At 37.8% G+C, this 26,474-nt stretch carries 20 protein-coding genes; 13 read left to right on the plus strand and 7 right to left on the minus strand.

Annotation, left to right across the window (positions count from 1 at the left end; all coding sequences use genetic code 11):
• Positions 1-8: 8 nt before the first annotated feature.
• The 3 genes from cobU to cobT are packed head-to-tail and all read right to left on the minus strand — an operon-like array spanning position 9 to position 2,601.
• Positions 9-560, minus strand: a complete 552-nt coding sequence (gene cobU / locus CXF85_RS03515; protein ID WP_101227124.1) for a bifunctional adenosylcobinamide kinase/adenosylcobinamide-phosphate guanylyltransferase — start codon at positions 558-560, stop codon at positions 9-11.
• A complete protein-coding gene (locus tag CXF85_RS03520; RefSeq protein ID WP_101227125.1) occupies positions 557-1,429 on the minus strand; it encodes an adenosylcobinamide-GDP ribazoletransferase in 873 nt (290 codons plus the stop codon). The genes cobU and CXF85_RS03520 overlap by 4 nt, the downstream gene beginning before the upstream one ends.
• Complete coding sequence (cobT, locus tag CXF85_RS03525; protein ID WP_101227337.1) at positions 1,426-2,601, minus strand: nicotinate-nucleotide--dimethylbenzimidazole phosphoribosyltransferase; 1,176 nt, start codon at positions 2,599-2,601, stop codon at positions 1,426-1,428. Before cobT ends, CXF85_RS03520 begins: the two co-directional genes overlap by 4 nt.
• Before the next feature lie 309 nt (positions 2,602-2,910).
• On the opposite strand from cobT, the gene CXF85_RS03530 reads away from it, so the two are divergent.
• The gene (locus CXF85_RS03530) at positions 2,911-3,396 is read left to right on the plus strand and encodes a hypothetical protein (RefSeq protein WP_232771059.1); all 486 of its coding nucleotides are present in this window, start codon (positions 2,911-2,913) and stop codon (positions 3,394-3,396) included.
• Positions 3,397-3,571: 175 nt separating this feature from the next.
• On the opposite strand, the gene CXF85_RS03535 is transcribed toward CXF85_RS03530, so the two are convergent.
• Both CXF85_RS03535 and CXF85_RS03540 read right to left on the minus strand, forming a co-directional pair.
• Positions 3,572-4,699, minus strand: coding sequence for a PilT/PilU family type 4a pilus ATPase (locus CXF85_RS03535; RefSeq protein ID WP_101227127.1), 1,128 nt, complete (start codon positions 4,697-4,699; stop codon positions 3,572-3,574).
• 62 nt (positions 4,700-4,761) lie between these two features.
• Complete coding sequence (locus CXF85_RS03540; RefSeq protein WP_101227128.1) at positions 4,762-5,805, minus strand: type IV pilus twitching motility protein PilT; 1,044 nt, start codon at positions 5,803-5,805, stop codon at positions 4,762-4,764.
• A gap of 198 nt (positions 5,806-6,003) precedes the next feature.
• Here CXF85_RS03540 and CXF85_RS03545 point away from each other — a divergent pair, with 198 nt between their 5' ends.
• From CXF85_RS03545 to CXF85_RS03595, 11 genes are all read left to right on the plus strand, one after another.
• Positions 6,004-6,720, plus strand: coding sequence for a YggS family pyridoxal phosphate-dependent enzyme (locus CXF85_RS03545; protein ID WP_101227338.1), 717 nt, complete (start codon positions 6,004-6,006; stop codon positions 6,718-6,720).
• Between the two features lie 26 nt (positions 6,721-6,746).
• The gene (proC, locus tag CXF85_RS03550) at positions 6,747-7,571 is read left to right on the plus strand and encodes a pyrroline-5-carboxylate reductase (protein ID WP_101227129.1); all 825 of its coding nucleotides are present in this window, start codon (positions 6,747-6,749) and stop codon (positions 7,569-7,571) included.
• A 70-nt stretch (positions 7,572-7,641) separates the two neighbouring features.
• Positions 7,642-8,187, plus strand: coding sequence for a YggT family protein (locus tag CXF85_RS03555; RefSeq protein WP_101227130.1), 546 nt, complete (start codon positions 7,642-7,644; stop codon positions 8,185-8,187).
• A 96-nt stretch (positions 8,188-8,283) separates the two neighbouring features.
• Positions 8,284-8,724: a DUF4426 domain-containing protein gene (locus CXF85_RS03560; protein WP_101227131.1), complete on the plus strand. Its 441-nt coding sequence runs from the start codon at positions 8,284-8,286 to the stop codon at positions 8,722-8,724.
• Between the two features lie 134 nt (positions 8,725-8,858).
• Positions 8,859-9,470: an RdgB/HAM1 family non-canonical purine NTP pyrophosphatase gene (rdgB, locus tag CXF85_RS03565; protein WP_101227132.1), complete on the plus strand. Its 612-nt coding sequence runs from the start codon at positions 8,859-8,861 to the stop codon at positions 9,468-9,470.
• Between the two features lie 23 nt (positions 9,471-9,493).
• Positions 9,494-10,660 carry a radical SAM family heme chaperone HemW gene (hemW, locus tag CXF85_RS03570; protein WP_101227133.1) on the plus strand — a complete coding sequence of 389 codons (1,167 nt, stop codon included), beginning with the start codon at positions 9,494-9,496 and terminating at the stop codon, positions 10,658-10,660.
• Complete coding sequence (tadA, locus tag CXF85_RS03575) at positions 10,657-11,205, plus strand: tRNA adenosine(34) deaminase TadA (protein ID WP_101227134.1); 549 nt, start codon at positions 10,657-10,659, stop codon at positions 11,203-11,205. Before hemW ends, tadA begins: the two co-directional genes overlap by 4 nt.
• A gap of 172 nt (positions 11,206-11,377) precedes the next feature.
• A complete protein-coding gene (locus CXF85_RS03580) occupies positions 11,378-16,609 on the plus strand; it encodes a response regulator (protein WP_101227135.1) in 5,232 nt (1,743 codons plus the stop codon).
• Positions 16,610-16,783: 174 nt separating this feature from the next.
• The gene (locus CXF85_RS03585; protein ID WP_101227136.1) at positions 16,784-19,126 is read left to right on the plus strand and encodes a serine/threonine-protein kinase; all 2,343 of its coding nucleotides are present in this window, start codon (positions 16,784-16,786) and stop codon (positions 19,124-19,126) included.
• Positions 19,127-19,202: 76 nt separating this feature from the next.
• Positions 19,203-19,943 carry a PP2C family protein-serine/threonine phosphatase gene (locus CXF85_RS03590; RefSeq protein WP_101227137.1) on the plus strand — a complete coding sequence of 247 codons (741 nt, stop codon included), beginning with the start codon at positions 19,203-19,205 and terminating at the stop codon, positions 19,941-19,943.
• 32 nt (positions 19,944-19,975) lie between these two features.
• The gene (locus CXF85_RS03595) at positions 19,976-20,323 is read left to right on the plus strand and encodes an FHA domain-containing protein (protein WP_101227138.1); all 348 of its coding nucleotides are present in this window, start codon (positions 19,976-19,978) and stop codon (positions 20,321-20,323) included.
• A gap of 2 nt (positions 20,324-20,325) precedes the next feature.
• On the opposite strand, the gene CXF85_RS22940 is transcribed toward CXF85_RS03595, so the two are convergent.
• The gene (locus CXF85_RS22940) at positions 20,326-20,469 is read right to left on the minus strand and encodes a hypothetical protein (RefSeq protein ID WP_198555475.1); all 144 of its coding nucleotides are present in this window, start codon (positions 20,467-20,469) and stop codon (positions 20,326-20,328) included.
• 108 nt (positions 20,470-20,577) lie between these two features.
• The gene (gene mltF, locus CXF85_RS03600; RefSeq protein ID WP_101227139.1) at positions 20,578-22,149 is read right to left on the minus strand and encodes a membrane-bound lytic murein transglycosylase MltF; all 1,572 of its coding nucleotides are present in this window, start codon (positions 22,147-22,149) and stop codon (positions 20,578-20,580) included.
• A gap of 246 nt (positions 22,150-22,395) precedes the next feature.
• Between mltF and purL the strand changes: the two genes are divergently transcribed.
• Complete coding sequence (gene purL / locus CXF85_RS03605) at positions 22,396-26,355, plus strand: phosphoribosylformylglycinamidine synthase (RefSeq protein WP_442871857.1); 3,960 nt, start codon at positions 22,396-22,398, stop codon at positions 26,353-26,355.
• Positions 26,356-26,474 lie beyond the last annotated feature (119 nt).

Raw genomic sequence — 26,474 nt, forward strand, 5'->3', positions numbered from 1 at the left:
TCCTTTTATTACGCATCATTACTTTTTATGCAAAGCGGAATTCCAGCAGTAACTAAGGTGACTTTATCTGCTAATTCGGCAACCTTCTGATTTAACCAGCCACAGTGGTCAACATATAAACGGGTAGATGCACCCATTGGTACAACACCTAAACCGATCTCATTACTGACAATAACTATGTCAACATTTATAGCCGCTAATTGGCTAGCTAAAACTGCTATTTCAGTTTCTAAATGTTGACCTTGATCTGTGCGACCTGACTCATGAACTGCATAAAGTTGATTGTTCAGCCATAAGGTTAAGCAATCGAGTAAATAGATATTATTGTTATCAAGACCGGGTAGCATTTCAGCGAGAGCTAGTGGGCATTCAATTAATTTCCAGCTATCTCCTCTATCATTTTGATGTTGGCTTATTCGACTATCCATCTCACTATCAATGGCCGTTGCTGTCGCAATATAAACCGCCTGTTTATTCTTACTTTCAGCTAACGCGAGTACTTGTTGCTCTGCAAATCGCGACTTACCTGAACGAGCACCGCCTAAAACAAAATGAATCACCCTGCAACTCCGGTAAGTAAAGGTCCTATAAAAGTAAGTTCGGTAAAGGTAAGTTCTGCGAAAGTATCATTATTGATATGGGAAACCAGTGTCAGATAAATAAGTAACTCACAAATTTGTTGTGCTGCACCTAAACAATCCCCGGTAAAACCACCTATTCTTGCCATAAGCCACCGCTTAAATAGCCAGCGAAAAGCCAATAATATTATAAATAATGAAAAGATTATTTCGCTTGAATAGAAAGCTAGCGGTGCTATTCCGATTAACAGTAAAAGGCTTAACTCTGATGAAGATTGTGCTTGAGCCAACGGTTTACTTTTACTTTGCTCAATATCAGTCACATAGGGCAGAGATGAAATTAAGCTGCCAGCAATAGCTCTAGATAAACATTCCGCTAATATAATCGCTAAAAGTAAGTAGTTACTATCTTGTTCAGCTAGCTCTACCAGCAAACTGAATTTTAATAATAAAGCTACCACTAAGGTAACAGCGCCATAAGTACCGATACGACTATCTTTCATAATGAGCAGTCGTTTTTCTACCGTGTAGCCCCCGCCTATACCATCCGCCATATCAGCTAAACCATCTTCATGAAAAGCCCCCGTTAACAGCAAACTTATCGCCATCATTAACAATACAGAAATATTGGCGGGTAAGAATTCGCTAAAAATGACATAACTTAATGCAAGCAATAAACCAGTAACTAATCCCACTAAGGAGAAATATCGGTTCGCTTTATTCAACAAGCTCTCTGAATAATGCATTGTTTTGGGAACAGGTAAGCGAGTAAAAAAACTTAACGCTAGATAAAATAAATTCAGCTGAGTTTTAATTCTTTCTTTTAGATCTTTACTTACCGATAAAATCACACCGTGACTCCAGCACTTTCAAAGCTTGCCATATTATTATAAAAACTGGCTGATGCTTGTATCAAGGGTAAAGAAAGTGCTGCGCCGGTACCTTCCCCTAAACGAAGTCCTAGATTCAATAATGGCTGGCAGTTCGTCTCGGTAAAGCTTTGTGCCGCCATGAGCTGTTCAAGTAATACTTGATGCGCTTTCTCTTGAGAAACATGAGAAAAAATAAGGTAATTGGCAACATTTTTATCTAAGCGCAGTGCGACTAACGCAGCAACAGTGACAATAAAGCCATCAATAACAACAGGTATGCTCGCCGATGCAGCAGATAATATAGCAGAGACCATTTGTACTATTTCAAAACCGCCTAACTCAGCTAAGAGTCTTATAATATCGTCTTCCGTTAAGTACTCTACATTATCATCGGGTAAGCTAACTCGCTGTAATGCCTTTTCAATTAAGGCTATTTTATGAGTTAACTGATCATCTGTAATACCGGTACCTCGGCCAATACATTCCTGCGCACTAAATGAAGTTAACGCAGACATTAAGGCAGCGGCAGAGCTGGTATTAGCGATACCCATTTCACCTAATAATAATATCTCAACACCTTGTTCAACTTGTCTATTAACCAACTGTTTTGCCTGTTCGAATCCCTGTTCTACCTGAGTAATGGACATAGCCGATCCGACAGAAAAGTTATTTGTTCCTGCGCCAAGCCTTTGCTCAAGAAAGTTAATTACTTTAATACCAGCCTCTTTACCACCGTCTAATTGAGGCAGTTCATCATCATCGATAGGCTGTAAGATTCCGCAATCAATCACAGTTAAGGCAATATCATTACTTTGACAAAAACAATTTATCGCTGCTCCACCGTGTAAAAAATTGAGTACCATTTGTTTAGTTACTGAACTGGGTGCAATGCTGACACTCTCTTCATTTATACCGTGATCGCCAGCAAAAACTAACATAGTAGGTTTTTTTATACTAATTTGGTTAGCACTTTCATCCGATGAACTAGCATCAAGACCTGAGTGCTTTTGACGTCTTTGTTCGGTAATCAATGCAAGTTGTAAAGCCAAGGACTCTAATGCGCCTAGAGCCCCTAAAGGTTTAGTTTTTTGGTCAATTTTGTTTTGTATAAATTCTAAGGTAATTTTACTTAAAGGGGGGATGGGCATCATGAGGTCTAATCTAAAGAGTTTAAATAGAGAAAGTAATGACATTATTTTAAGCTATTTAACTTACTAAAAACATACTCTTTTAACAATGCATCCCCCTAAAATAGCTATAATTCTATCTTCTCTATTGTGTCGTTAATCGCTTGTGCATTAGAAGTATACTCATAGGTTAGCTAGGAAAAAGAGTTAAAACTCTGTACCATCACTAGTACAACGTTTTCACCTTAAAATTTTACGTCAGGCTGATATAGTTTTATGAAATTAGTTACAAAATATACCCTTATCCTTTCCAGCATATTCTTAGCAAGTTGTGTGAATCAAAATACAAAAATTGCCGCTAATATCATGCCCACCACAAACCCTTGCACCAAGCTCGACTTACTTAAAAGTGCTTATTATGATGATTTCACTCAATTAAAAGAGATCAAAATGAAAGGTAGAGTGAGTAATGTATGGAAAGCTAAATATCAACTTTTTGGTGAAAATTGCCAAGTATTTACATGGGGTGGAAAACAACATACGTATTCTTGTAGTTTAGTTGCCCCTGATGAAGAAACAGCACAACGATATTATCAAGGTGCTAAAAGAGTTACCCAAGAGTGTTTAGGTGAAAAGTGGACATTAGAGGAAAGTAATAGAGTTCATGATGACGGTATGAAAACAAGCTTTACTAATCATGATGCTAAACCGAGTGAGAAGGTCACCTTTTCAACACACTTAGTCCCTACTTCGGGGTTATTCTCGACAACATGGACAATTTTCTATTATGTAGGAAATATTTCACAGCCAAAAAAATAAATCACTGGTTGAGCCCTATTTAAACTGGCTATAAAATAATAGCCATAACATATTCGATAAATAAATATTTTTAGATTTATTGTTGTCTTTATGGCCGAAAACAAAAAAGCTGATAGTCACTTATCTAAAGTCGCTATCAGCTTTAATCATTTACTCTTTACAAATCATCGTAACGCTAATTTTCGTCAGGATCAAAACCATCTAAAGTTACACCAGATAAACCACCGGTACCGCCTTGATCATTACTGCGTAATTTAATCATTAAACGTAAATCATTTGGCGAATCTGCATGATGTAATGCATCAGCATAGGTGATCATACCATTCTGGTAGTGATTGAATAATGCCTGATCGAACGTTTGCATACCCAATTCTTTTGATTTTTCCATCACCTCTTTAATACCACCGATATCACCTTTTTTGATGAGTTCACTAATATAAGGCGAGTTCAGTAAAATTTCGATAGCGGCTATTCGACTATGACCATCTTTTGTCGGTACTAGTTGCTGAGCAATAATGCCGCGTAAATTTAGCGCTAAATCAAATAACAGTTTTCCATGCTGGTCCGCAGGCACAAGGTGCATAATACGGTCAATCGCTTGGTTGGCATTGTTTGCATGCAAAGTAGCAATACATAAGTGCCCTGTTTCGGCAAAACTAAGTGCATGCTCCATTATCTCTTGGTTTCGAATTTCACCAATCAAAATGACATCAGGTGCCTGACGTAAAGAACTTTGCAGTGCAGCATCAAATGATACGGTATCTAAGCCAACTTCACGTTGAGTAACCATACTTTTACCATGCTCATGAACAAATTCTACCGGGTCTTCAATAGTAAGAATATGGCCATAGGAATTACGGTTACGATAGCCTATCAATGATGCCATTGATGTCGACTTACCAGTACCCGTACCACCAACAAATAGCACTAAACCACGTTTAGACATGACCACATCTTTTAGAATCGGAGGTAAGCCTAAATCATCAACGTCGGGAATATCTGTAACAATACGACGAACAACCATACCTGCCATATCACGTTGCCAAAAGGCAGAGATACGAAAACGACCGATATCATCTATTTGAATGGCGAAATTACATTCCTTTTCCGTATCAAATTGATTTATCTGTTTTTCATTCATGGCGTCATAAACTAATGCTAATGACTGCTCAGCAGTCAATACCACTTCATCTATAGGCTGTAATTCACCATTTATTTTTGCGCTCACTGGTAATTTAGCCGTAACAAACATATCAGAGGCGTCTTTTTTTACCATTCTTTCTAATAATTCATGAAGATTCATTTATTATCCTCTATTCCATTCAGTTCTACATTCAAAAACACGCATTCTTAAAAAACTGAGTCTTAAAATCCTGAAAATTGATTTTTATCAGTCGCTTTTTCCATTGCATGTTGTTTAGTGATCATGCCTCGGTTAACAAGCCCTTGTAAACATTGATCCATAGTTTGCATGCCATGTTGCATCCCTGTTTGAATCGCAGAGTACATTTGAGCAATTTTATCTTCGCGAATAAGGTTTCGAATAGCCGGAACCCCAATCATAATTTCATGGGCTGCAACACGGCCACCACCCACTTTTTTAATTAGGCATTGTGAGATTACCGCGCGAAGTGATTCTGACAACATTGAGCGAACCATAGATTTTTCTTCGCCTGGAAATACATCAATAATACGGTCAATAGTTTTTGGTGCTGAGGTGGTATGCAAGGTACCAAACACTAAATGGCCTGTTTCTGCTGCGGTCATAGCTAAACGGATAGTTTCTAAATCACGCATTTCGCCGACTAAGATAACATCGGGATCTTCACGTAATGCAGAGCGTAGTGCCGCTGAAAAGCTCAACGTATCACGGTGAACTTCCCTTTGGTTAATTAGGCATTTTTTGTTTTCATGGACAAATTCTATTGGATCTTCAATAGTTAAAATGTGATCGTTTTTATTATCATTAATGTAATCAACCATTGCCGCTAGCGTGGTTGACTTACCCGAGCCCGTTGGCCCGGTAACTAACACTAAGCCACGTGGTGTATCGGATATTTCACGGAATATGTCAGGACAGCCTAAATCATCAAGTGAAAGGATTTTACTTGGGATGGTACGAAATACCGCGGCAGGGCCTCGATTTTGATTAAAGGCATTCACCCTGAAGCGTGCTAAGTTAGGTACTTCAAAGGAGAAATCGACCTCTAAGTTCTCTTCATATTCTTTACGTTGGCGATCATTCATAATGTCATATACTAAAGCATTGACATCTTTAGCATCAAACGCCGGAATATTAAGTTTACGTACATCGCCATCAACACGAATAGCTGGTGGTGTGCCTGTTGATAAATGTAAATCTGATGCGTCATGTTGCACACTAAATGCAAGTAGTTCGGTAATATCCATAAAAGCCTCTTTGTATAGGGCGATAAAAAACAATAATCATATTATCTTTTATCGATAATTATTTAATAAGTAATAATCTACTAGGTAATAATCTAATAGGTAATAATGTTATAGGTTATACTAACCAGAAAATAAGATAAGTTAAAACAGTTCACTATATTTTACATGACAACTTCAGACAACTTCAGACAACTTCACATGATAAACATTAAAAATAACCTTGATAAAATTAAAGCGCAAATTCAACAAGCTTGCCAACAAAGTGACCGATTAATTCCAACTGCAGAATTATCAAAGCCATCTCCTGTATCACTACTGGCGGTTAGTAAAACTAAACCATCTGCACTTATTGAACAGGCTCATTTAGCTGGTCAAAATGATTTTGGTGAAAATTACCTGCAAGAAGCCGTAGAAAAAATAGCAGAATTGGCACATTTAACCGATCTGACTTGGCACTTTATTGGCCCTATTCAATCGAATAAAACGAAGCAAATTGCCAGTAATTTCTCTTGGGTTCATAGTGTTGACAGAGAGAAAATCGCACTGCGTTTAAATCAACACCTCGAAGATGATAATTGCCACAATACTCCGCTAAACATTTGTTTACAAGTGAATATTAGCAATGAAGACTCAAAGTCAGGTGTAAGTATTGAGCAGGTTTTTGCCCTCGCTAAAGTTGTTGATAATTGCGATAAACTCACCTTACGGGGTTTAATGGCTGTTCCCGAAAAAAATGCTCCTAAGTCCTGCTATGAAAGGATGCAGCAATTATTTACCCAACTTAAAGAAAAATATCCCAGCGTTGATACTCTCTCTCTAGGCATGTCTAATGATTTAGATAGCGCGGTAGCTCACGGTTCAACCATGGTAAGAATTGGCACTGCCATTTTTGGTGCCAGAGAAAACAAAATTTAACAATTAATCGTTTAGGAACATCTCTTATGAATAAAATAGCCTTTATCGGTGCCGGAAACATGGCACGCGCCATCATTATTGGTTTAGTGAACTCTGGCATTACTCCCCAAGACATTATAGTCGCAAACCCTTCTGAAGCTAAGAGACTCAATCTAGCTAAAGAATTCGGCGTTTTACAAACTGATGATAATATCAAAGCCAGTGAGTTCGCAGATATTATTGTACTTTGCGTTAAGCCACACTTTATTGCCGATGTTTGTCAACAAATAAGCCAGGCTATTAATATCGCAGGAAAGTTATTTATTTCTGTTGCGGCAGGTACAACGGTTGAACAAATTCAATCTGCTTTAGCAAAAGACAACACAAAAAACCTTGCTCCTGTTGTACGTGTTATGCCTAATACTCCTTCTCAACTAGGTTTAGGCATGAGTGGTCTCTATGCTTCAAATGAAGTTAACGCTGAGCAAAAGTCCAATGCAGAAAAAATAACCAATGCGGTAGGTAAAAGTATTTGGCTAGACACTGAAAATAAGATTAATGATATTATTGCGGTTGCAGGCTCTGCGCCAGCTTATTACTTCTTATTCATGGAAGCCATGGAAAAACATGCAATACAATTAGGTTTTACGCCAGAAGAAAGTCGTATGTTAGTACAGCAAACAGCACTTGGTTCGACACAAATGGTTGCACATAATACCGATGTAGATATAAGTACTTTACGTGCTAATGTTACTTCCAAAGGTGGTACAACACATGCGGCAATTGAACAATTTAAAGATGACGGTATAGATGAAATAGTTAAAAATGCTATGAACGCCGCCATTGTTCGTGCTGAAGAAATGGCTAAATAAACGTTGTAAATTAACAATTTAAACAATCTGTTATAAATTAATATAATTCAAATTAATTAGAGGAAAAACAATGGAAGCACTTATTTATTTGCTTAGATTCGCCTTCGATGCTTTGTTAATGATTTTAATCATGCGTGTATGGCTACAATGGGTTAAAGCCGATTTTTATAATCCATTAAGCCAATTTATTGTTAAAGTAAGTAATCCGTTAGTGATACCACTGCGCCGAATCATTCCAGGTCTAGGCGGTATAGATTTAGCTACGATTCTAATAGCCTATATCGTAGCAACATTAAAGTTTGTTACTCTCGCGGCTTTATCAGGTGAAAGCTTAGGTTTCTTAGCCTTTTACATTGGTTTATTAGTGTTATTAAAACAAGCAGGATTTCTACTGTTTGTTCTTATGATTATTATGGCCATTATGAGTTGGGTTGTTCAAGGCTATAATGCAACGTTAATGGTGCTTAGCCAATTAACTGAACCATTTTTAAATCCTATTCGCAAAATAATTCCAAATATGGGTGGTTTAGATTTATCCATGTTGTTGGCATTCTTGGCGATGAATGTAATTAATATTTTACTTTCTAACTCGTTACCTTATTGGGGCGCGTTGTAAGGTATTAGCATAGAAAACCTTTTTTTGACTCTGTTCTATACTAAAGTAATGATATAGAGCAGTACCTAATCCTGTGTACTTTTTTTGGGGATCCACATGAAAACTTCAATCATCAAACTACTTATTGCATTTAGCCTTAGTGTGTTTTTTATGGCCAGTGTTAGCGCTGAAAACATGAAAAAACTAGGCTCGATGAATGTACATTACATGGCTATCGGTTCAACCTTTTTTACGCCTGAAATTGCTAAAGCCTACGGTATTACACGAAGTCGTTACAATGGTTTAATCAATATTTCCGTATTAGATAATAGCCAAAAAGGTAACCCTGCGAAAACAGTTAGCATTACCGGTAAAGCCAAAAATAACTTAGGACAATTTAAAGATTTAGACTTTAAAGAAGTCAAAGAGGCCGGTGCTATTTATTATCTTGCTCAAGTCAACTATAGCAATGAAGAAACACTTCATTTTGATATCATGATTAATGATGGCAAAGAAAAGCAACAATTAAAATTTTCGCAAACCTTCTATGTAGATTAGTCCGCAGGTGATTTTTTGCTAATGATGAAAGAGCCTTAACAGGCTCTTTTTTTATTGTTAAATTTAGCGAATCAACGGTATCTAGGATAGAATAGCGCCATTAATAAAACACGAAATAGCCACAGGTAATCGTCATGTCCAAAGTTGTATTAGCTACCGGAAATCAAGGTAAAGTTAAAGAATTAGCCCACTTACTCGCTGAGCAATCAATCGAAATAGTACCGCAAAGTGAGTTTGATGTGCCTGAAGTTGCCGAAACTGGCACTACCTTTGTAGAAAATGCCATTATTAAAGCCCGTCATGCGGCAAAGATTACCGGCTTACCTGCTATTGCTGATGACTCAGGTTTAGAAGTAGATGCGCTAAATGGTGCACCTGGTGTCTATTCAGCGAGATACGCCGCAGATATCACTGAAGGTCCAGTAACAGATGATGACAATACCAACAAGTTATTGGCTGCATTAGCCAATACCCCTGATGGTCAAAGAACGGCTCGTTTTCATTGTGTCCTCGTTTATATGAAACATGAAAATGATCCAACACCTCTTATTTGTCACGGTGTATGGCAAGGCTCTATCTCTAGAAGCAAACAAGGCGAACAAGGGTTTGGCTATGATCCTGTTTTTTGGCAAAACGATTTACAAATGTCTTCTGCACAGTTATCGCGTGAAGTGAAAAACAAGTTAAGTCATCGTGGTCAAGCATTAGCTAAGTTGGTTGAAAAACTAGCGCTAGCTGCATTATAAAAGAGAATCCGAGCCATTTACTTATGTTAGAACTGTTAGAAAATCAGCCCCTTTCGCTGTATATTCATATTCCATGGTGTGTGGAGAAGTGCCCTTATTGTGACTTTAATTCACATGCCGTTAAAAGTGCTATTCCTGAGCAGGATTATGTCGCCGCCTTAATTGCCGATTTAGATGAAGATATTGAACGTTTTGGCTTAAGCAATAGACCTTTACATTCCATATTTATTGGTGGCGGAACACCGAGTTTATTTTCGGCTGCCTCGATTAAAAGTATACTAAAGCAGGTACTTAGTCGATTTGACCATAAAGTAGATATAGAGATCACTCTAGAAGCAAATCCTGGTACTGTTGAAGCCGATAAATTTATTGGTTTTTTTGATGCGGGGGTTAACCGGCTTTCTATCGGCGTACAAAGTTTTTCTTCTGATAAATTAATTAAACTAGGTCGGATCCATGATAGTGACCAAGCTAAAGTAGCAGCAAAATTAGCAACTGAAAGTGGCGTAACCAGTTTTAATTTAGATTTAATGCATGGTTTGCCTAACCAATCATTAGATAATGCCCTTGATGATCTTAAAACAGCTATCAGTCTCAATCCTAATCATATCTCGTGGTATCAATTAACTATTGAGCCTAATACCATTTTCCATTCTAAGCCGCCTAAATTACCGGTAGATGATATTTTATGGGAGATTCAAGATCAGGGTGTCAAACTACTCAATGAGGCGGGTTATCAGCAGTATGAAATTTCTGCCTACGCTAAACCCGGCTATCAATGTCAGCATAATTTAAATTATTGGCAATATGGTGACTACCTTGGCATTGGTTGCGGTGCTCATGGAAAAATCACCGATAGTCGAACACAAAAAATAATGCGTACAATTAAAGTAAAGCATCCTAAAGGTTATTTAGATCCAAGCCGTGATTTCTTAGATCAATTATCTGAAGTTGATGAAAGTGAACGCCCTTTTGAGTTCATGATGAACCAACTAAGACTGCACAGTGCTTTTAGTATTGGGCAGTTTCAAAACAGTACGGGTCTTAATATAAACTCGGTATTACCTTTGCTTAAAAAAGCGCAACAAAGAGAACTGATGGTTTGTGAAGTGATAGACAATGAAGAGCATTGGCTAGTAACTCAAACAGGACAACGATATTTAAATGACTTGTTGGAAATATTCTTATGATAGAGCCGTCTTCTGAAAATTCACTATTGACGGTCAGCACAGAAGAACAAAGTCAGCTTGATTTAGCTTTTATGCAAAGAGCCTTTGAATTAGCACAACAAGCTGAACAACATGATGAAATACCTGTTGGCGCTGTTGTAGTACACCAAGGAAAAATTATTGGTGAAGGTTTTAATCAGTCAATCATGCTTAACGACCCATCAAGTCATGCTGAGATGAATGCCATCAGACAGGCCGGTGAGTTTATTCATAACTATCGATTACTGGACTGCACATTATACGTAACGTTAGAGCCCTGCCCTATGTGTGCAGGCCTACTGGTACATAGTCGAATCAATCGCTTAGTTTATGCGTGTAGCGATCTTAAAACGGGTGCAGCTGGCAGTGCTTTTAACTTAGTTAATAACCCACAGTTAAATCATCAATTAGAAGTACATTCAGGCATATTGCAAGAAGAGTGTAGTCAGCTACTTTCTTCCTTTTTTAAACGACGTAGAAAAGAAAAGAAACAAGCCAAACAAGCCGCTAACAACACCGTAATTTAAGCTAAATATCGTCATCAACTATTACGATTAGGAATAGTTGTTAAATTGATGGCGAATATTGAACATTGTGCTAACTTATAAGTATCCCTTTTATTATTGGTTATTCTTGTTCTATAACTAATTAATAATTAAAAAGTTATCAATTATATACCTGGCTCATGGAAAGAACCCTATGTCGGCGAATTTAGCTAGTAACGCAGAACCCTCCCCCATACAAGAATCTTCTTATATTACCGTCCCAGAACCAGTTTTTGATAAAAATAAAAAAAACTTTTTATTCTCAATATTAATTCTTTGTTTAATACCCAGTATTCTCAATATTCTTGGCATCGACTTTTCCTCAACGGTGATTAAACTTCCCCCTTCATTTCCTGTTGAAGTAAACAATGCATCTAATGCGATTTTAGGTACGCTTCAGCATGCTTTATTAGAATGGTCAGCAGTACTATTAGCTTTACTCACCTTTGTCATAGCGCTAGTGCATTATCGGATTCATGATGATATTGCCATCCCTGTTATGGGTATCACTATTTTGTGTTCAGGGTTTGTTGATGCTTTTCATGCATTGGCAGCGACAAAAATGATTACCACTGAAGTGATTAATAATGACTTCATCCCCTTTACTTGGGCTTTATCACGTATTTTTAATGCCTCAATTATGGTTATTAGTACTCTCACTTGCTTTGTTTTATATGCCAAAAAGCGACAACTGAGTACGTACATATCTCAAAATAATGGTTTAGAAAGGGGCAAGCATAAAAAAAACATTCAGGTATTATTATTTATAGGCTTTGTTTTTTTTACAATGGCTTACGTATCAATTTATGCTACTGCTAATAGTACTAACTTTCCTCAAATCCAATTTTCACACGCCTTAATCACTCGGCCTTATGACGTACTTCCTTTGGGACTTTTTATTTTTTCCGCCAGCTTAGTCATTCATTTATATAAACAGTTTCCCACATTCGCAAAATATGGTTTATTGCTTAGTTTAATTCCCGCAATCACCACACAACTTCATATGGGATTCGGCTCCACGGCATCGTTTGATAATCATTTTAATATTGCCCATAGCTTGAAAATATTAGCCTATGGCTGTGCATTTTTTGGTGTGTTATTTGATTTAAATAAAACAGGCGTTGGCCGTATCAACTCGATAGAAAATACCGTTACACAGCCCGCTTTACGTAACAGTATCAAACAAGAACCAGATAAAGCACTTCATAGTAAATTATTAACCGTTGGCCACGCTAGACACTCAATTAGTATGCAAATCCCCATTGCTGCCTTTTTTTTAGTCTTAAGTGTTGCCACACTAGTGAGCTTTTTATTCTATTTTGAAACAGAACGCTTGTTAACTCAGCAAATTAGTAATGAAGTAGCCATTGAAAGTAATTTAGTTGAGCCAATGATCGAGCAACTTTATAGCCAGGCTCATTCTGATATATTATTTCTTAGTCGCACTCCACCCATTCAAGGCATGCTAAAGTCAGCTGGTAATGGTGATATTCATAACTATCAGTTATGGAAAAGCCGTATGGAGCAAATATTTAGTCAGTTCCTTATTAATAAGTCCTTTTATTATCAAATTCGTTACATCGGGGTAGCTAATAATGGCCAAGAGCTTATTAATGTGCGTAACGATAACTATAGCATTGTCATTCCCAGCTCTCGTTTACAACAAAAATCTGCAAGACCATACTTTAATGCAACTATTGATGAAGACCCTGGGCAAGTATATTTTTCAAAAATAGAGCTGGCTAAAAATTATGGTAAAGTTGAATTACCTCACAAACCAGTATTAAGAATTGCAACGCCAATATACGATCCTGTTACCGGCAATATCTTTGGATTAATTATTATTAATTTGAATTTTGGTGAGTTTATCGCACAATTGAAAACAAGAGAGTTGAGCCAACTATCATTCTACTTGGCCAATAAGTCCGGCGATTTTTTATCACATCCCGATAATAATAAGACTTTTGGCTTTGATCTTCAGCGCCGGTACTTAATCCAAGAAGAGTTCCCCAGTCTATCAACGGTTATGAATAAACAAATTAAAGAATATGACCTTGGCAACGTCATCATTGATGACAATCAGTACTTAGGTCATTATCAACAAGTTGAATTAAAACATTTCGATAGTCTTCATCAACTTAACTTATTAGTACTCAAAAATAGTACCGAAATGGAAGAAACCTTAGCAGCCTATAGAATGCGTAGTTTGTTACTTGGTAGTACCTTGGCTTTAATTGCCCTAGCAATTGCAATCATAGCAGCAAGGCGCATTGCTAATCCTTTACAGCAAATAACGCTTAGTCTAGAAAACTATGAAAACTCTAATCAACTTGGCGAGCTGCCGATCCAAAGCAGTACTGAAATTGGCGTGATCGCGCGCAGCTTTAATAATTTATTTGCACAGATGCAGTTTGCATTGCGAGAGCAAGAACATTCCGCACTACTTGAAAAACAAAGCTCGGAACAAATAAGTGCCATTTTTTCCAGCGCTGCAGAAGGCTTTATTACGATAAATGAACGTGGTGGTATTATCTCTTTCAATCAAGCAGCCCAAAAAATGTTTGGTTACAGTGAAGAGGAGGCGCTCAATAAAAATATTAATATGTTAATGCCACTGAATGAAAGCTCAAAACATGATGGCTATCTTAATGACTATAAGAACACAGGTATCGCTAGTATTATGGGTGTTGGCAGAAAGCTGAAAGCACAAAAAAAATCAGGAGAAAAGTTTCCCATTCACTTATCCATTTCAAAAGTCACCAGTGAGCAAGGGATTGTTTTTACTGGAATTGTTCGTGACATATCAAAAGAAGAATTACTCGAATTAGAGCAAGAAAAAAATCAACGATCATTGATGGAAGTGAATGAACGCATAAGCCTCGCCACGGATGCAGCAAGTATAGGTATTTGGCAATATGAAATAGCCAATGACAAGCTAACTTGGGATAAATGGATGCATAAAATTTATGCCACATTACCACAGGACTTTACTGGCAAGATTAATGATTGGCAGCAAGCCGTTCATCCTGAGGATGTTGAATCGGCGACTAAAGCCATAAACGACGCCATAGCAATGAAATCGAGTTTAGATAGTGAGTTTAGGATAATAACCCCTACAGGTACTATAAAACACATCAAAACCATGGCATTAGTAAAACAAAACAGCCAAGGTAACGCCGTAGAAATTACAGGTGTTAACTTTGATATTACCGAACGCATCGAGGTAGAACAAGAACACATTGCCGCCAAAGAGTTAGCAGAGGATACCGCTCGACATAAAGCTGAATTTCTTGCCAGTATGAGTCATGAAATTCGTACACCAATGAATGGTATTCTTGGCATGTTAGGATTATTACTAAGAAATGACTTAAGTGAAGAGCAAATGCATAGGGTCGAACTGGCTAACTCAAGTGCAGAAGCGTTACTTAATTTGATCAATGATATTCTCGATTTTTCTAAGGTAGAAGCAGGTAAACTTGACTTGGAGGTAATAGATTTTGACTTAAGAAAACTCTTTGGAGAATTTAGTGAATCACTTGCGTTAAAGAGCCAAGAAAAAAACATTGAGATTATTCTAGACGACCGAGGCATCCAACAAAGTCATGTTAAAGGTGACCCTGGGCGTATCAGACAAATTCTTAATAACTTAACAGGTAATGCGATTAAATTTACCCAAGAAGGTGAAATTGTTATTACCGCAATATTAATAGAAGAAAATGATCAGTTAAGCTTAGAATGTAGTGTAAGTGATACTGGTATAGGTATCCCTCAAGATAAAATTTCTAGCTTATTTCAATCATTTACTCAGGTAGATGCCTCTACAACAAGAAAGTATGGTGGTACCGGGTTAGGACTCGCGATTTGTAAACAGTTATGCCAATTAATGCAGGGAGATATAAAAGTTACCAGCACTTTAGGCAAAGGCTCTAATTTTTCATTTACCATTAACTTAGCCAAAAGCTCCCAAGCACATATTGTATTACCTAATGTCGATATTAATAATGTCCCCATGCTAATCGTTGATGACAATATGACAAATCGATCCGTATTGAAAGCTCAATTAGAGCATTGGGGCGCTATTGTCTATGAAGCTGATTGTGGTTTAACTGCTTTATCTGTTCTTGAAAATAATGCTTTAGAACAGCAGCAAGATAATATCCAAATAGCTTTTTTTGATATGCATATGCCCCACATGGATGGAGCCGAACTAGCTAAAAACGTCAAAAACAATCAGCACTTAAAAGAGATAAAATTAGTGATGATGACTTCTATGGCTGCTCGTGGAGATGCTAACTACTTTATGGAATTGGGGTTTGCTGCTTATTTTCCTAAACCAGCCATAACAAAAGATTTATTTAAAACCTTAAGCTTGTGTTTATCAGATAGTGACGCTTTATCACAAGGTATTCCCCTAATAACTCACCACTATTTAAAAGAAGTTGAACCTGAAGACATGGAAATAAGTAATAAAGATTTCAGCCAATGCCGGTTATTACTGGTAGAAGACAATCGTATTAATCAAGAAGTTGCTCGCCACATTCTCGCTGAATTTGACATAGTCCCTGACGTTGCCGTTAATGGCTTGGAGGCATTAACCCTACTTCAATCAACAAAGGGACAAAATACCAGAAGTAAAACAAGCTACGATATCATTTTAATGGATTGCCAAATGCCTGAAATGGATGGTTATCAAGCCACTAAAGCCATTCGAAATGGTGAGGCTGGAGAAGATAATAAAGCGATAACCATTATCGCTATGACGGCCAACGCGATGAAGGGTGATAAAGAGAAGTGCTTAGCCTCAGGTATGACGGATTATTTAAGTAAACCTATTGACCCAGCAAGAATTAAAGAGAAACTATCTCAGTACTTTGGACAAACGAGTGTAAATGAACTGGGCATTAGCCACTCAGGACCAGCCTTAGAAACAAAAACGATGATTAAAGTATCAAAAGCAGAAGTAACAGCTTCAACTGTCGCGGTTGTTAACGCCCCTGTTGATGAAACAGATTCGGAAGCAGAGCAACTGGTTATATGGCAAAGGGACGAGTTTAGTAAACGTTTAAATAACAATCAGGTAATTCAACATAAACTTGTTGAATTATTTTTGGAAGAAACACCTAAACAACTTAACGAACTAGCTAAAAGTATAGAACAAGAAAATAATACACTTCAGCATGAAATTAGTCATAAAATTCAAGGCATGTCCGCAAACTTAAGTGCTCATGTGTTACTGCAATACACCAAAGACTTTAATCAATATGTAAAAGAATCAGATCCGGCTAAAAATAAAGTAGAAACTTTATTCCAAGCAATGAAATTAAGTTATCAATTACTTGAACAAGAATTAAAACAAAGCCTCAACGAGAACGTTGTCGATAGTTAACTATAAATAATTGAATATTAATGGCTTTAGGCCGTGACTATAAAAAATAAAATTACTTTTACTGCTAATAACTTGTTAGCTTAAATTTGATATACCAAGCACATTAAGGTATTAATAGAGGGTAATACCAGCAAAATAATAATAATAAAAAATAGCTAAAGGTTTTCACTAAATATGATCAAACGTATTCTACCCATTTATCAAACGGGTTGGTTTTATCTACTTCTATTATTCTGGGGTTTTAGCTATTGGTATGTCTCCATTGGCGGTCTAAATCCACTAAATCAATTAAATATTCATTGGCTAAGTCAGCTTCAGCAGTCACCTACTTTGTCGGGAGAAAATCAGGGTTTAAAGACTACGGATGTTTTAACCTTACAATCTGGATTCAATGAACGAGATGTAACATCAGTGACAACACTATTGACATATCATCCGAATAGCCAGGTAACTCTTTTAGGTCATCAATCAGACGCTTTTATAACAAAGCTTGAGCAGTATTTATCCTTAACACCGCGTAATAATAAAATTGTTATCGACTCAGGCCAAATAACCTCAGCTCCGCCACTAAAGTCTCAAGCTACCATGACTTTTTCACCACTACTCAATTGGTTTCGCTTTCCTTCAAAAGCTAATGCTGAGATTTTAAGATCTAAGTACTTTATTTTTACACCTTTACTACAAAACGAACGACAGAGTTTTCCGTTAGTATGGCACCAGCAAGGTAAAATGCACCTCAGTTTACCCGGCGAAATTTTAAAGCAACTCAGCTCAAATACTGAACTACTCATCAAACAAGATTGGCAATTAAGTTTAATAAGCCAAGGAAACACCTCAATACCTAAAAAATCATCTTTGGGTTTTTTCGGTGAAGTGTTTATTTCAGAAAACTTACCCACGGTTCATCAATTAATTCAAGAAAGCCAAATAAACCAACTTAACCGAGATAAGTCAGCCTCTAACTTATCTCGGTTAAGTTCTGTCAGTCAGTTTATTCAACAATACTCTTCAGCCTCTCAGATTAACTCAAATGATGATTATAAAGTTATCATCATTACCGATAATCAATACGCACACGATAAAATAATCACACCTTTACTCAGTAAATTACTTCAACACGATTACGTATCTCAGAGTATCCTCGTTTTATTATTAGCTTGGGTTCTGTTGTTGTTAGGTATTATCTTAACTTGGTTTATTCGTCATTTGCCTATAAAGCAGCAATTAATAAGTGTATTTAGTTTCACCTTAGTCATTTTTACGCTGCAATATTTTTTGTTTAATCAGCAGCAATGGCTTGAAGTTTTGCCAGTGGTCATTACGATAATGGGTACATGGCTTTTACTCTTTGCTTATCAAAAAGAATATAGGCACTTTGTCGTTGCGCTTAATTATCAAGGTCCTTTAAACAGAGCAAATACATCTAGGCCAAACAATGCATCCAGCAACAAAAAGGAGCAACTTGCTCAAGTTCAAACAAGTACCTCATTACTTCAAGAAAAAAGTATTACAGCAAGTCATGACCACAAATCATCGGTAAGTCAGTTATCCCCTCAATCAGTCGATGAAAGTGAAGATGAACTTGAACAAACCTTAGTCATACTGGATAGCCCCGTAAAAAATAGAGTGCAAAATAAAGTACAGAGCCAGGCTAACATCAGTCATCACCTTACGGTTGGAAATTTTGGTCGCTATCAAGTTGAAGGTATTTTAGGAAAAGGTGCTATGGGCATTGTTTATCAGGGTGTCGACCCTAAAATAAATCGTCATGTTGCTATAAAAACATTGCAACTAAGCGATGATATTGATTCCCCAGAATTTGGTGAAGCTAAGGAACGTTTCTTTAGAGAAGCCCAAACAGCTGGTGGCTTGAGCCATGCCAACATAGTTACTATTTATGATGTCGGTGAAGACAATCACTTAGGTTACATTGCCATGGATTTACTTACAGGCGCTCCCTTATCATTATTTACCCAACCGGGACAAACACTGCCGACACCATTAGTTTATCAATTATTAATTCAGATAACAGATGCTCTCGATTATGCTCATAAACAAAATGTTGTGCATCGTGATATCAAGCCAGCCAACATTATTTATGATGATGACTTGCTCAAAGTTACCGTCACTGACTTTGGTATAGCCTACGTCAGTGATAACAGTAAAACCCGTACAGGTATTATTATGGGCAGCCCATATTATATGTCTCCAGAACAAATATTGGGTTTAAAGGTAGATGGCCGTAGCGATATTTTCAGCTTAGGTGTAACTTTCTACCAATTACTGTGTGGCCACTTACCTTTTGAAGGCGAGTCTATCGCTACTGTTGCTTATCAAATTACCAAAGCGAAAGCTATTGCTGTCAATCAACACAATAAAAGCCTGCCAACAAGTGCGATGCGTATTTGTAATAAGGCTATGCATAAAGATATTGAAAAACGTTACCAAACCATGGCTGAATTTAAGTTCGCATTAACAAGTGCGCTTAAAAGAGACTTTAAGGTGACGACAGACTAACAAGTAGAGCAAGCAAGAATATTATCGATTAAAGAGCTACGCATCATAATTAGAGCAAGGTGAAAACAGTTACCCAATGAATTATCACATAAAATCCCTATGTCATCAGGGCGCAATCCGAGACAATAATGAAGATGCTATTAGTTATGGCATTCATAAAGAGCTAGATGTCGTTTGGATGCTAATTGCCGACGGCATGGGCGGGCACAACGCAGGAGAAGTTGCTAGCGGCATGTTAGTTGACCATATCAAATCTGCTTGGGGTAAAGTATCTATAACTAACCAAGCTAATTGGCTGACATGGATAACAGAGCAACTTACCACCGCAAATTCAAACATTCTTAAGCAAGCAAAAAACACAGCAGGCCAACAAGGAATGGGCACTACTGGTGTATTAATGGTAATAGAAAATAATAAATGCCACCTTGGTTGGGTAGGTGACTCTCGCGCATACAGCTTAAAAGATAAGAAGTTAGTGCAAGAAACGGTTGATCACACCATGCTGCAAGAATTAGTCAATAAAGGTGCTATCAGCGCTGAAACAGCAAAAAATGCCAATACTAAAAATTTACTTTCGCAAGCGATTGGCGTTCGAGAAAAAATATCGGTTGATACTAAAACTATTGCAATAAAGTGTGGTGAGACCATTATGTTATCAACCGACGGTTTACATGACTATTTAGCGGAAGAAGAAATTAGCCACTACCTAACTGAATTTTCGACTAAAAAAGATATTTGTGATGACATGATCAACCAAGCGATAGCTCAAAATAGTAGAGATAACCTCACGGTAGGTCTAATTAATTTAACCAAATAAATAAAACAAACATAAGTAAATTAGGAGTTTATATGGCTTACTTAGCCTTAAGTGTTGAAGATGTAATCATTAATAAATGGCAACTAGTTGAGGGGGTTTTACATATAGGCCGTGCAAGTAGTAATGATATTCAAATTAATGATGCTGCTGTTAGTTCAAAACATGCGCGTTTAGTAACAGAGCTGGATCCATTCATTGAGGGTCAATTGATTACTTATGTAGAGGATCTTGCCAGTACCAACGGTATCGAATTAAATGGTAGTAAGGTATCTCGTGAAAAGCTCAATCATGATGACATGGTCACCATAGGGTTTAATCAATTTCAATTAATTGATAAAGAATCAACTAACCTTGATGAAACCGCCATTATTATTAGTTAAGTTCACGAGAGAACTTGGCTAGTGGCTTGCGATTCACATAGCTCATTTATTACTTGGTTAAAGTGAGACTGTCTACGTGACGTCATTTTATGATGCTGACGGCTTAGTTGCTTTTTACGTTGATTGTTTTTTAATGATCTTTTCATTTTAATTATTCCAATTGTCTTTTTAATAGTCTGATCACTATAGCCTGCTATAGTGACAGTTTTATGACATTGAAAATTCTAAGCTGATGAAAGCTAATTACCGATATTTTATTGAACCGTTTTCGCTTTCTCTTCACCTTCTTTTAAAATAATCTCGCTTGGCTTTTCCTGAGAAATAGCTTGTTCAGATGACTGTTCCACTACTTGCTCATTAATCAATGAATCATCAATGAGTACCACATTCATGAGCGATGCTGCTTTTAGCTTTTCTTGTGCCAGCTTCAAAGCAATAGCCTGCTCTTTAGCTTGCTCATCTAACCAACTTAATGTGTCGTAATAACGGCGAATATTATCGACGTAATGCACGGGCTCTTCGCCACGGGCATAACCATATTTAGTCTTTTTGTAATATTTTTTCTGTTGTAATAACGGCAAACGAGTTTTAACTTCTACCCAACGATCAGGATCACCGCCTTGGCGTTGTGTGATAATTCGTGCATCATTTAAATGACCAAAACCAATATTATAAGAAGCTAGCGCGAACCAAATACGATCAGGCGTCGGTATTCTATCCGGCATCATTGCAATCATGCGTTTAAAATATTTTGCGCCCCCTCTAATACTTTGCTCGGTATCTAAACGGCTTTTTATACCCATTTGTTTCGCTGTTGCTAATGTAAGCATCATCATACCGCGAACACCGGTATATGAACGTGCTGTGGGATTCCAATGCGATTCTTGGTAGCTAATGGCGGCCAATAAACGCCAATCAAGCTCTTGTGCATACTTTTCAAAAAAATGTTTATATTTAGGCAGCGTACTTTCTACCGCTTTAATAAATGTCCGTGTTTCGACATAATTAAACTGCTCAATATGTCCATAATATTTATCATCTAAAGCGAGTAAAGTGCCATCGTGATGAACCGTACCAAAGAATTCCACCAAGCTTGCTAAAATGTCATCCGGGCTATTTTGACTTACCATCCAAGCTAAAGGCTCTGGTTTATCAATGCTAAAACCAATACTTATCTCAGGGAAGTAACGGCGATTGATGGCTAAGCTGTTACTGTCAATAATGGTATAATCTATGTCGCCACTTAATACTTTTTTTAGTAATTCTTCGCTATCAAATTCGCTTGTTTCTTGCCAAGCCAATTCGCTATTTGTTTTTTTCAGATACTCAAGGTTTTCGACATAACTTGAGCCAGAAGTAACCATTAACGTACCCGTTAAATCAGCCACTTCCCTAGGTCTAATGTTACCTTGTTTAAATACCAACTTTTGGCTAATAGTTTCATAACTAGGAGCAAATCTAAAACGTTGTAAACGTTTATCAGTAATTGATAATCCCGCCGCAAGTAAATCAACTTCACCGGTATTTAATTTAATGAAAAGCTCATTAATACTATAAGTAGGGACAATGCGTAATTCCACATTAAGCGAATCAGCATACTTTTTTGCTAGCTCATATTCAAAACCAGCAAAGCCATTTGCGGTGGTGTAATAGTTTGTTGGGCCGAAAATAGTGCCTACGTTGATATAACCTCTCTCCAAAATGCGGGATAAACTTGCCGTATCAGTTTTTTTATCACAAGCACTCAACAACGAGGTCACAAAAATAACCAAGAGCAACGAGGTGAATTTAGTCACTAACTTACGCGCTAACGTACTCTCTAACATAGTAAAGAACTTAGATTTTATTGAAAAAGATAAATATTTTGTCATGTCCTCAATTGTGTCGTGTATTGATCTATTAGCCAAGTACTTTTTACCTGACCATTCTGTCAAGTTATTACTTCATTTTTTCCGTTAACAAAAGCGTTATTTTCAACTATAATATGCGCGAAATTTTCGGTTAGCTTTTACTATGCAAATTTAGCAATTAAAAGCCAATCAAAGCCTTACATAAAACTTGGTGATTACCCTATGACGATGTTGATTAAAAACCTTCGTGGCGCTCCAGCACTTTCTGACTTTAGAGTTAAAAAACTATTAGCTCAATGTGAACAGTTACAACTGCCAGTAAATGATATTTATGCTGAATTTGCCCATTTCGCTCAACTTAATGAAGAGTTAAGTACAAGCGAAGAGAATGTTTTACAGCAATTACTTACTTACGGTCCAACAATTGAAGAGCATCAACCTACTGGTTCGTTCTTATTAGTGACTCCTCGTCCGGGTACTATTTCCCCTTGGTCATCAAAATCTACCGATATAGCGCATAACTGTGGTTTAGCTAAAGTGGTTCGTTTAGAGCGCGGTATTGCGTATTACGTATCATTAAATAGCGATGCACAATTAAGCACTGAGCAAGAAGTACAATTAAACGCTTTATTACACGACCGCATGATGGAAAGTATTTTTAATGACTTTGATCAGGCAAGTTTGCTGTTTGCTAGCAGTGAGCCAGCTAAATTAACGGCTATTGATATCGAAAATGGCGGAAAAGAAGCACTAGTTAACGCTAACATTGAATTAGGTTTAGCCTTAGCAGTAGATGAAGTGAATTACTTATTTGAAAACTTCACTAAACTGGGCCGTAATCCACACGATATTGAGCTTTACATGTTTGCTCAAGCAAACTCAGAGCATTGTCGTCATAAAATATTCAACGCAGACTGGACAATTGACGGCGTTAAACAAGAAAAATCTTTGTTTAAAATGATCCGTAATACCCACGAAATCAACCCTGATTACGTACTAAGCGCTTATAAAGATAATGCTGCTGTAATGGTAGGTAATAAAGGTGGACGTTTCTTCCCTAACCCTGAAACGAATGTTTATGGTTACAACCATGAAGACATTCAAATATTGATGAAAGTTGAAACCCATAACCACCCTACGGCAATTTCTCCATACCCTGGTGCTGCAACAGGCTCTGGTGGTGAAATTCGTGATGAAGGCGCAACCGGTATTGGTTCTAAACCAAAAGCGGGTTTAGTGGGTTTCTCTGTATCTAACTTGCGTATTCCTGACTTCGTACAACCTTGGGAAACTGACTTTGGTAAGCCAAGCCGTATAGTTACTGCTTTTGATATCATGATGGAAGGTCCATTAGGTGGCGCAGCATTTAACAATGAATTTGGTCGCCCAGCTATCTTAGGTTACTTCCGTACGTATGAAGAAGAAGTTAACTCGTTTAACGGAAAAGAAGTACGTGGTTACCACAAGCCAATTATGCTTGCTGGTGGTTTAGGTAACATTCGTGATGAGCATGTGCAAAAACGTGAGATCATCGTTGGCGCTAACCTTATCGCTTTAGGTGGTCCAGCAATGAACATTGGTTTAGGTGGCGGTGCTGCTTCATCAATGGCTTCAGGTCAATCAGCTGAAAGCTTAGATTTTGCTTCAGTGCAACGTGAGAATCCAGAGATGGAACGTCGTTGTCAGGAAGTTATCGATAAGTGTTGGCAGCTAGGAGAAGAGAACCCAATTGCTTTCATTCATGATGTTGGCGCTGGTGGTTTATCTAATGCTTTCCCTGAATTAGTTGCTGATGGCGGCCGTGGTGGTGTATTCGAACTTCGTAAAGTACCAAATGACGAGCGCAGCATGGCGCCTCATGAAATCTGGTGTAACGAATCTCAAGAGCGCTATGTTATTGCCGTATCAGACAAGAATTTAGCTGTTTTTGAACAAATATGTGCCCGTGAACGTGCACCCTATGCTGTTGTAGGTCGTGCGACTGAAGAATTACACTTAACCGTTACTGATGAACATTTCGCTAACGATGAAAAATTAAATACACCAATTGATTTACCACTTGACGTATTATTAGGTAAAACACCTAAAATTTATAAAGACGTTAAAACAGCAACAGCTGAAGGTGATTCTTTAGATTTAAGCACTGTAACATTAACCGATGCTGCAGATAGAATTTTAAGTCTACCGACTGTTGCAGAAAAAACCTTCTTAATTACTATTGGTGATCGAAGCGTAACAGGTATGGTTAACCGCGACCAAATGGTTGGTCCTTGGCAGGTTCCTGTAGCCGATTGTGGTGTTACTGCATCTGCACTTGATTCATACCACGGCGAAGCAATGTCATTAGGTGAACGTACACCTGTTGCTTTATTAAACTTTGGCGCTTCTGCTCGTTTAGCAGTAGCTGAATCACTAACTAACATTGCCGGTACTGATATCGGTGATTTAAACCGTATTAAGCTTTCAGCTAACTGGATGTCTCCAGCAGGTCACCCTGGTGAAGATGCAGGTCTTTACGAAGCAGTTAAAGCGATCGGTGAAGAGCTTTGCCCAGCCCTTGGTTTAACTATTCCTGTTGGCAAAGACTCTATGTCGATGAAAACTAAATGGGATGAGAACGGTACAGAAAAGTCTGTAACGTCTCCGATGTCTTTAATTATCACTGCATTTGGTGTTGTTGAAGATATTCGTAAAACAGTTACACCAGAGCTAAGAACCGATAAAGGCGATACTCGCCTTATTGCTATCGACTTATCTCAAGGTAAAAAACGTTTAGGTGGTTCTTGTTTAGCGCAAGTTTACAAACAGCTTGGTAGTGAAACACCTGATGTTGATAGTGCAGAAACCTTAAAAGGCTTCTTTAACGCGATGCAGACACTTGTTCGCGCTGAAAAAGTGATTGCTTACCATGATATTTCAGACGGTGGTTTATTTACTACGGTTACTGAAATGGCTTTTGCTGGTCATACCGGTGTTGATATTGACATCAGTAAGATTTCAAACGGTGCAAGTGATGATTTAGCAACGCTATTTAATGAAGAGTTAGGTGGTGTTATTCAAGTACGTGCAAGCGACGTTGAAGCAATTAACACTATTCTAGCAGAGCACGGTGTACTTGATTACTGCACTGACATTGGTAACCTTAACAACGAAGATACTATTCGTTTCACTCGTGATGGTGACGTTGTACTAGAGAACTCTCGTACTTATTACCGTACTGTTTGGGCACAAACAACTTACAGAATGCAGTCACTTCGTGATAATCCAGAATGTGCACAACAAGAACATGATGTTAAATTTGATACTGAAGATCCAGGCTTAAACACTGAGCTTACTTTTGATATCAACGAAGACATTGTTGCAGATTTAATCGTAAAAGATGCACAGAACTCTGCAAATGGTATAACTAACCCACGTGTTGCTATTTTACGTGAGCAAGGTGTTAACTCACACGTTGAAATGGCAGCAGCGTTCGATAGAGCTGGTTTTGTTGCTGTTGACGTTCATATGTCTGATATTTTATCTGGTCGTACTGATTTAGCTGATTTTAATGGCTTAGTTGCCTGTGGTGGTTTCTCTTACGGTGATGTTTTAGGTGCTGGTGAAGGTTGGGCAAAATCAATCTTATTTAATGCCAACGCACGTGAAATGTTCAAAACATTCTTTGAACGTGACACTACTTTCACGCTAGGTGTGTGTAACGGTTGTCAAATGTTGTCTAACTTAAAAGACATCATCCCTGGCTCTGAACATTGGCCTCGTTTTGTACAAAACAAATCTGAACGTTTTGAAGCACGTTTCTCATTAGTTGAAATTCAAGAAAGCCCATCGGTATTGTTTAAAGGCATGGCTGGTTCACGTATGCCAATCGCTGTTTCACATGGTGAAGGTCACACTGAATTTAGCTCTGATGAAGCAATCGATGCTGCGAATAACTCAGGTACGGTATCAATGCGTTACATTAATAACTACGGTGATGTGACTGAAACATACCCAGCGAACCCTAACGGCTCTGTTGATGGTATAACGGCATTAACAAGCACTGATGGTCGTGTAACGATTATGATGCCACATCCTGAGCGTGTATTTAGAACGGTTGCTAACTCATGGCATCCAGATAGCTGGGGTGAAGATTCACCTTGGGTTCGCATGTTCCGTAACGCTCGTGCCTTTATTGGCTAATCTTTTTGCTGATAAGGTCGATTTCGTTGTCGGAAGTGCTCATTGACTAGCGTCAACTCCGCGCTACCTCCTCGAACTAGACCTAACCTGCGGCAAGATAAACAATAAAATAAAACCGG

The sequence above is a fragment of the Colwellia sp. 75C3 genome, assembly GCF_002836255.1.
In the GTDB taxonomy this organism is placed as follows: Bacteria; Pseudomonadota; Gammaproteobacteria; order Enterobacterales; family Alteromonadaceae; genus Colwellia.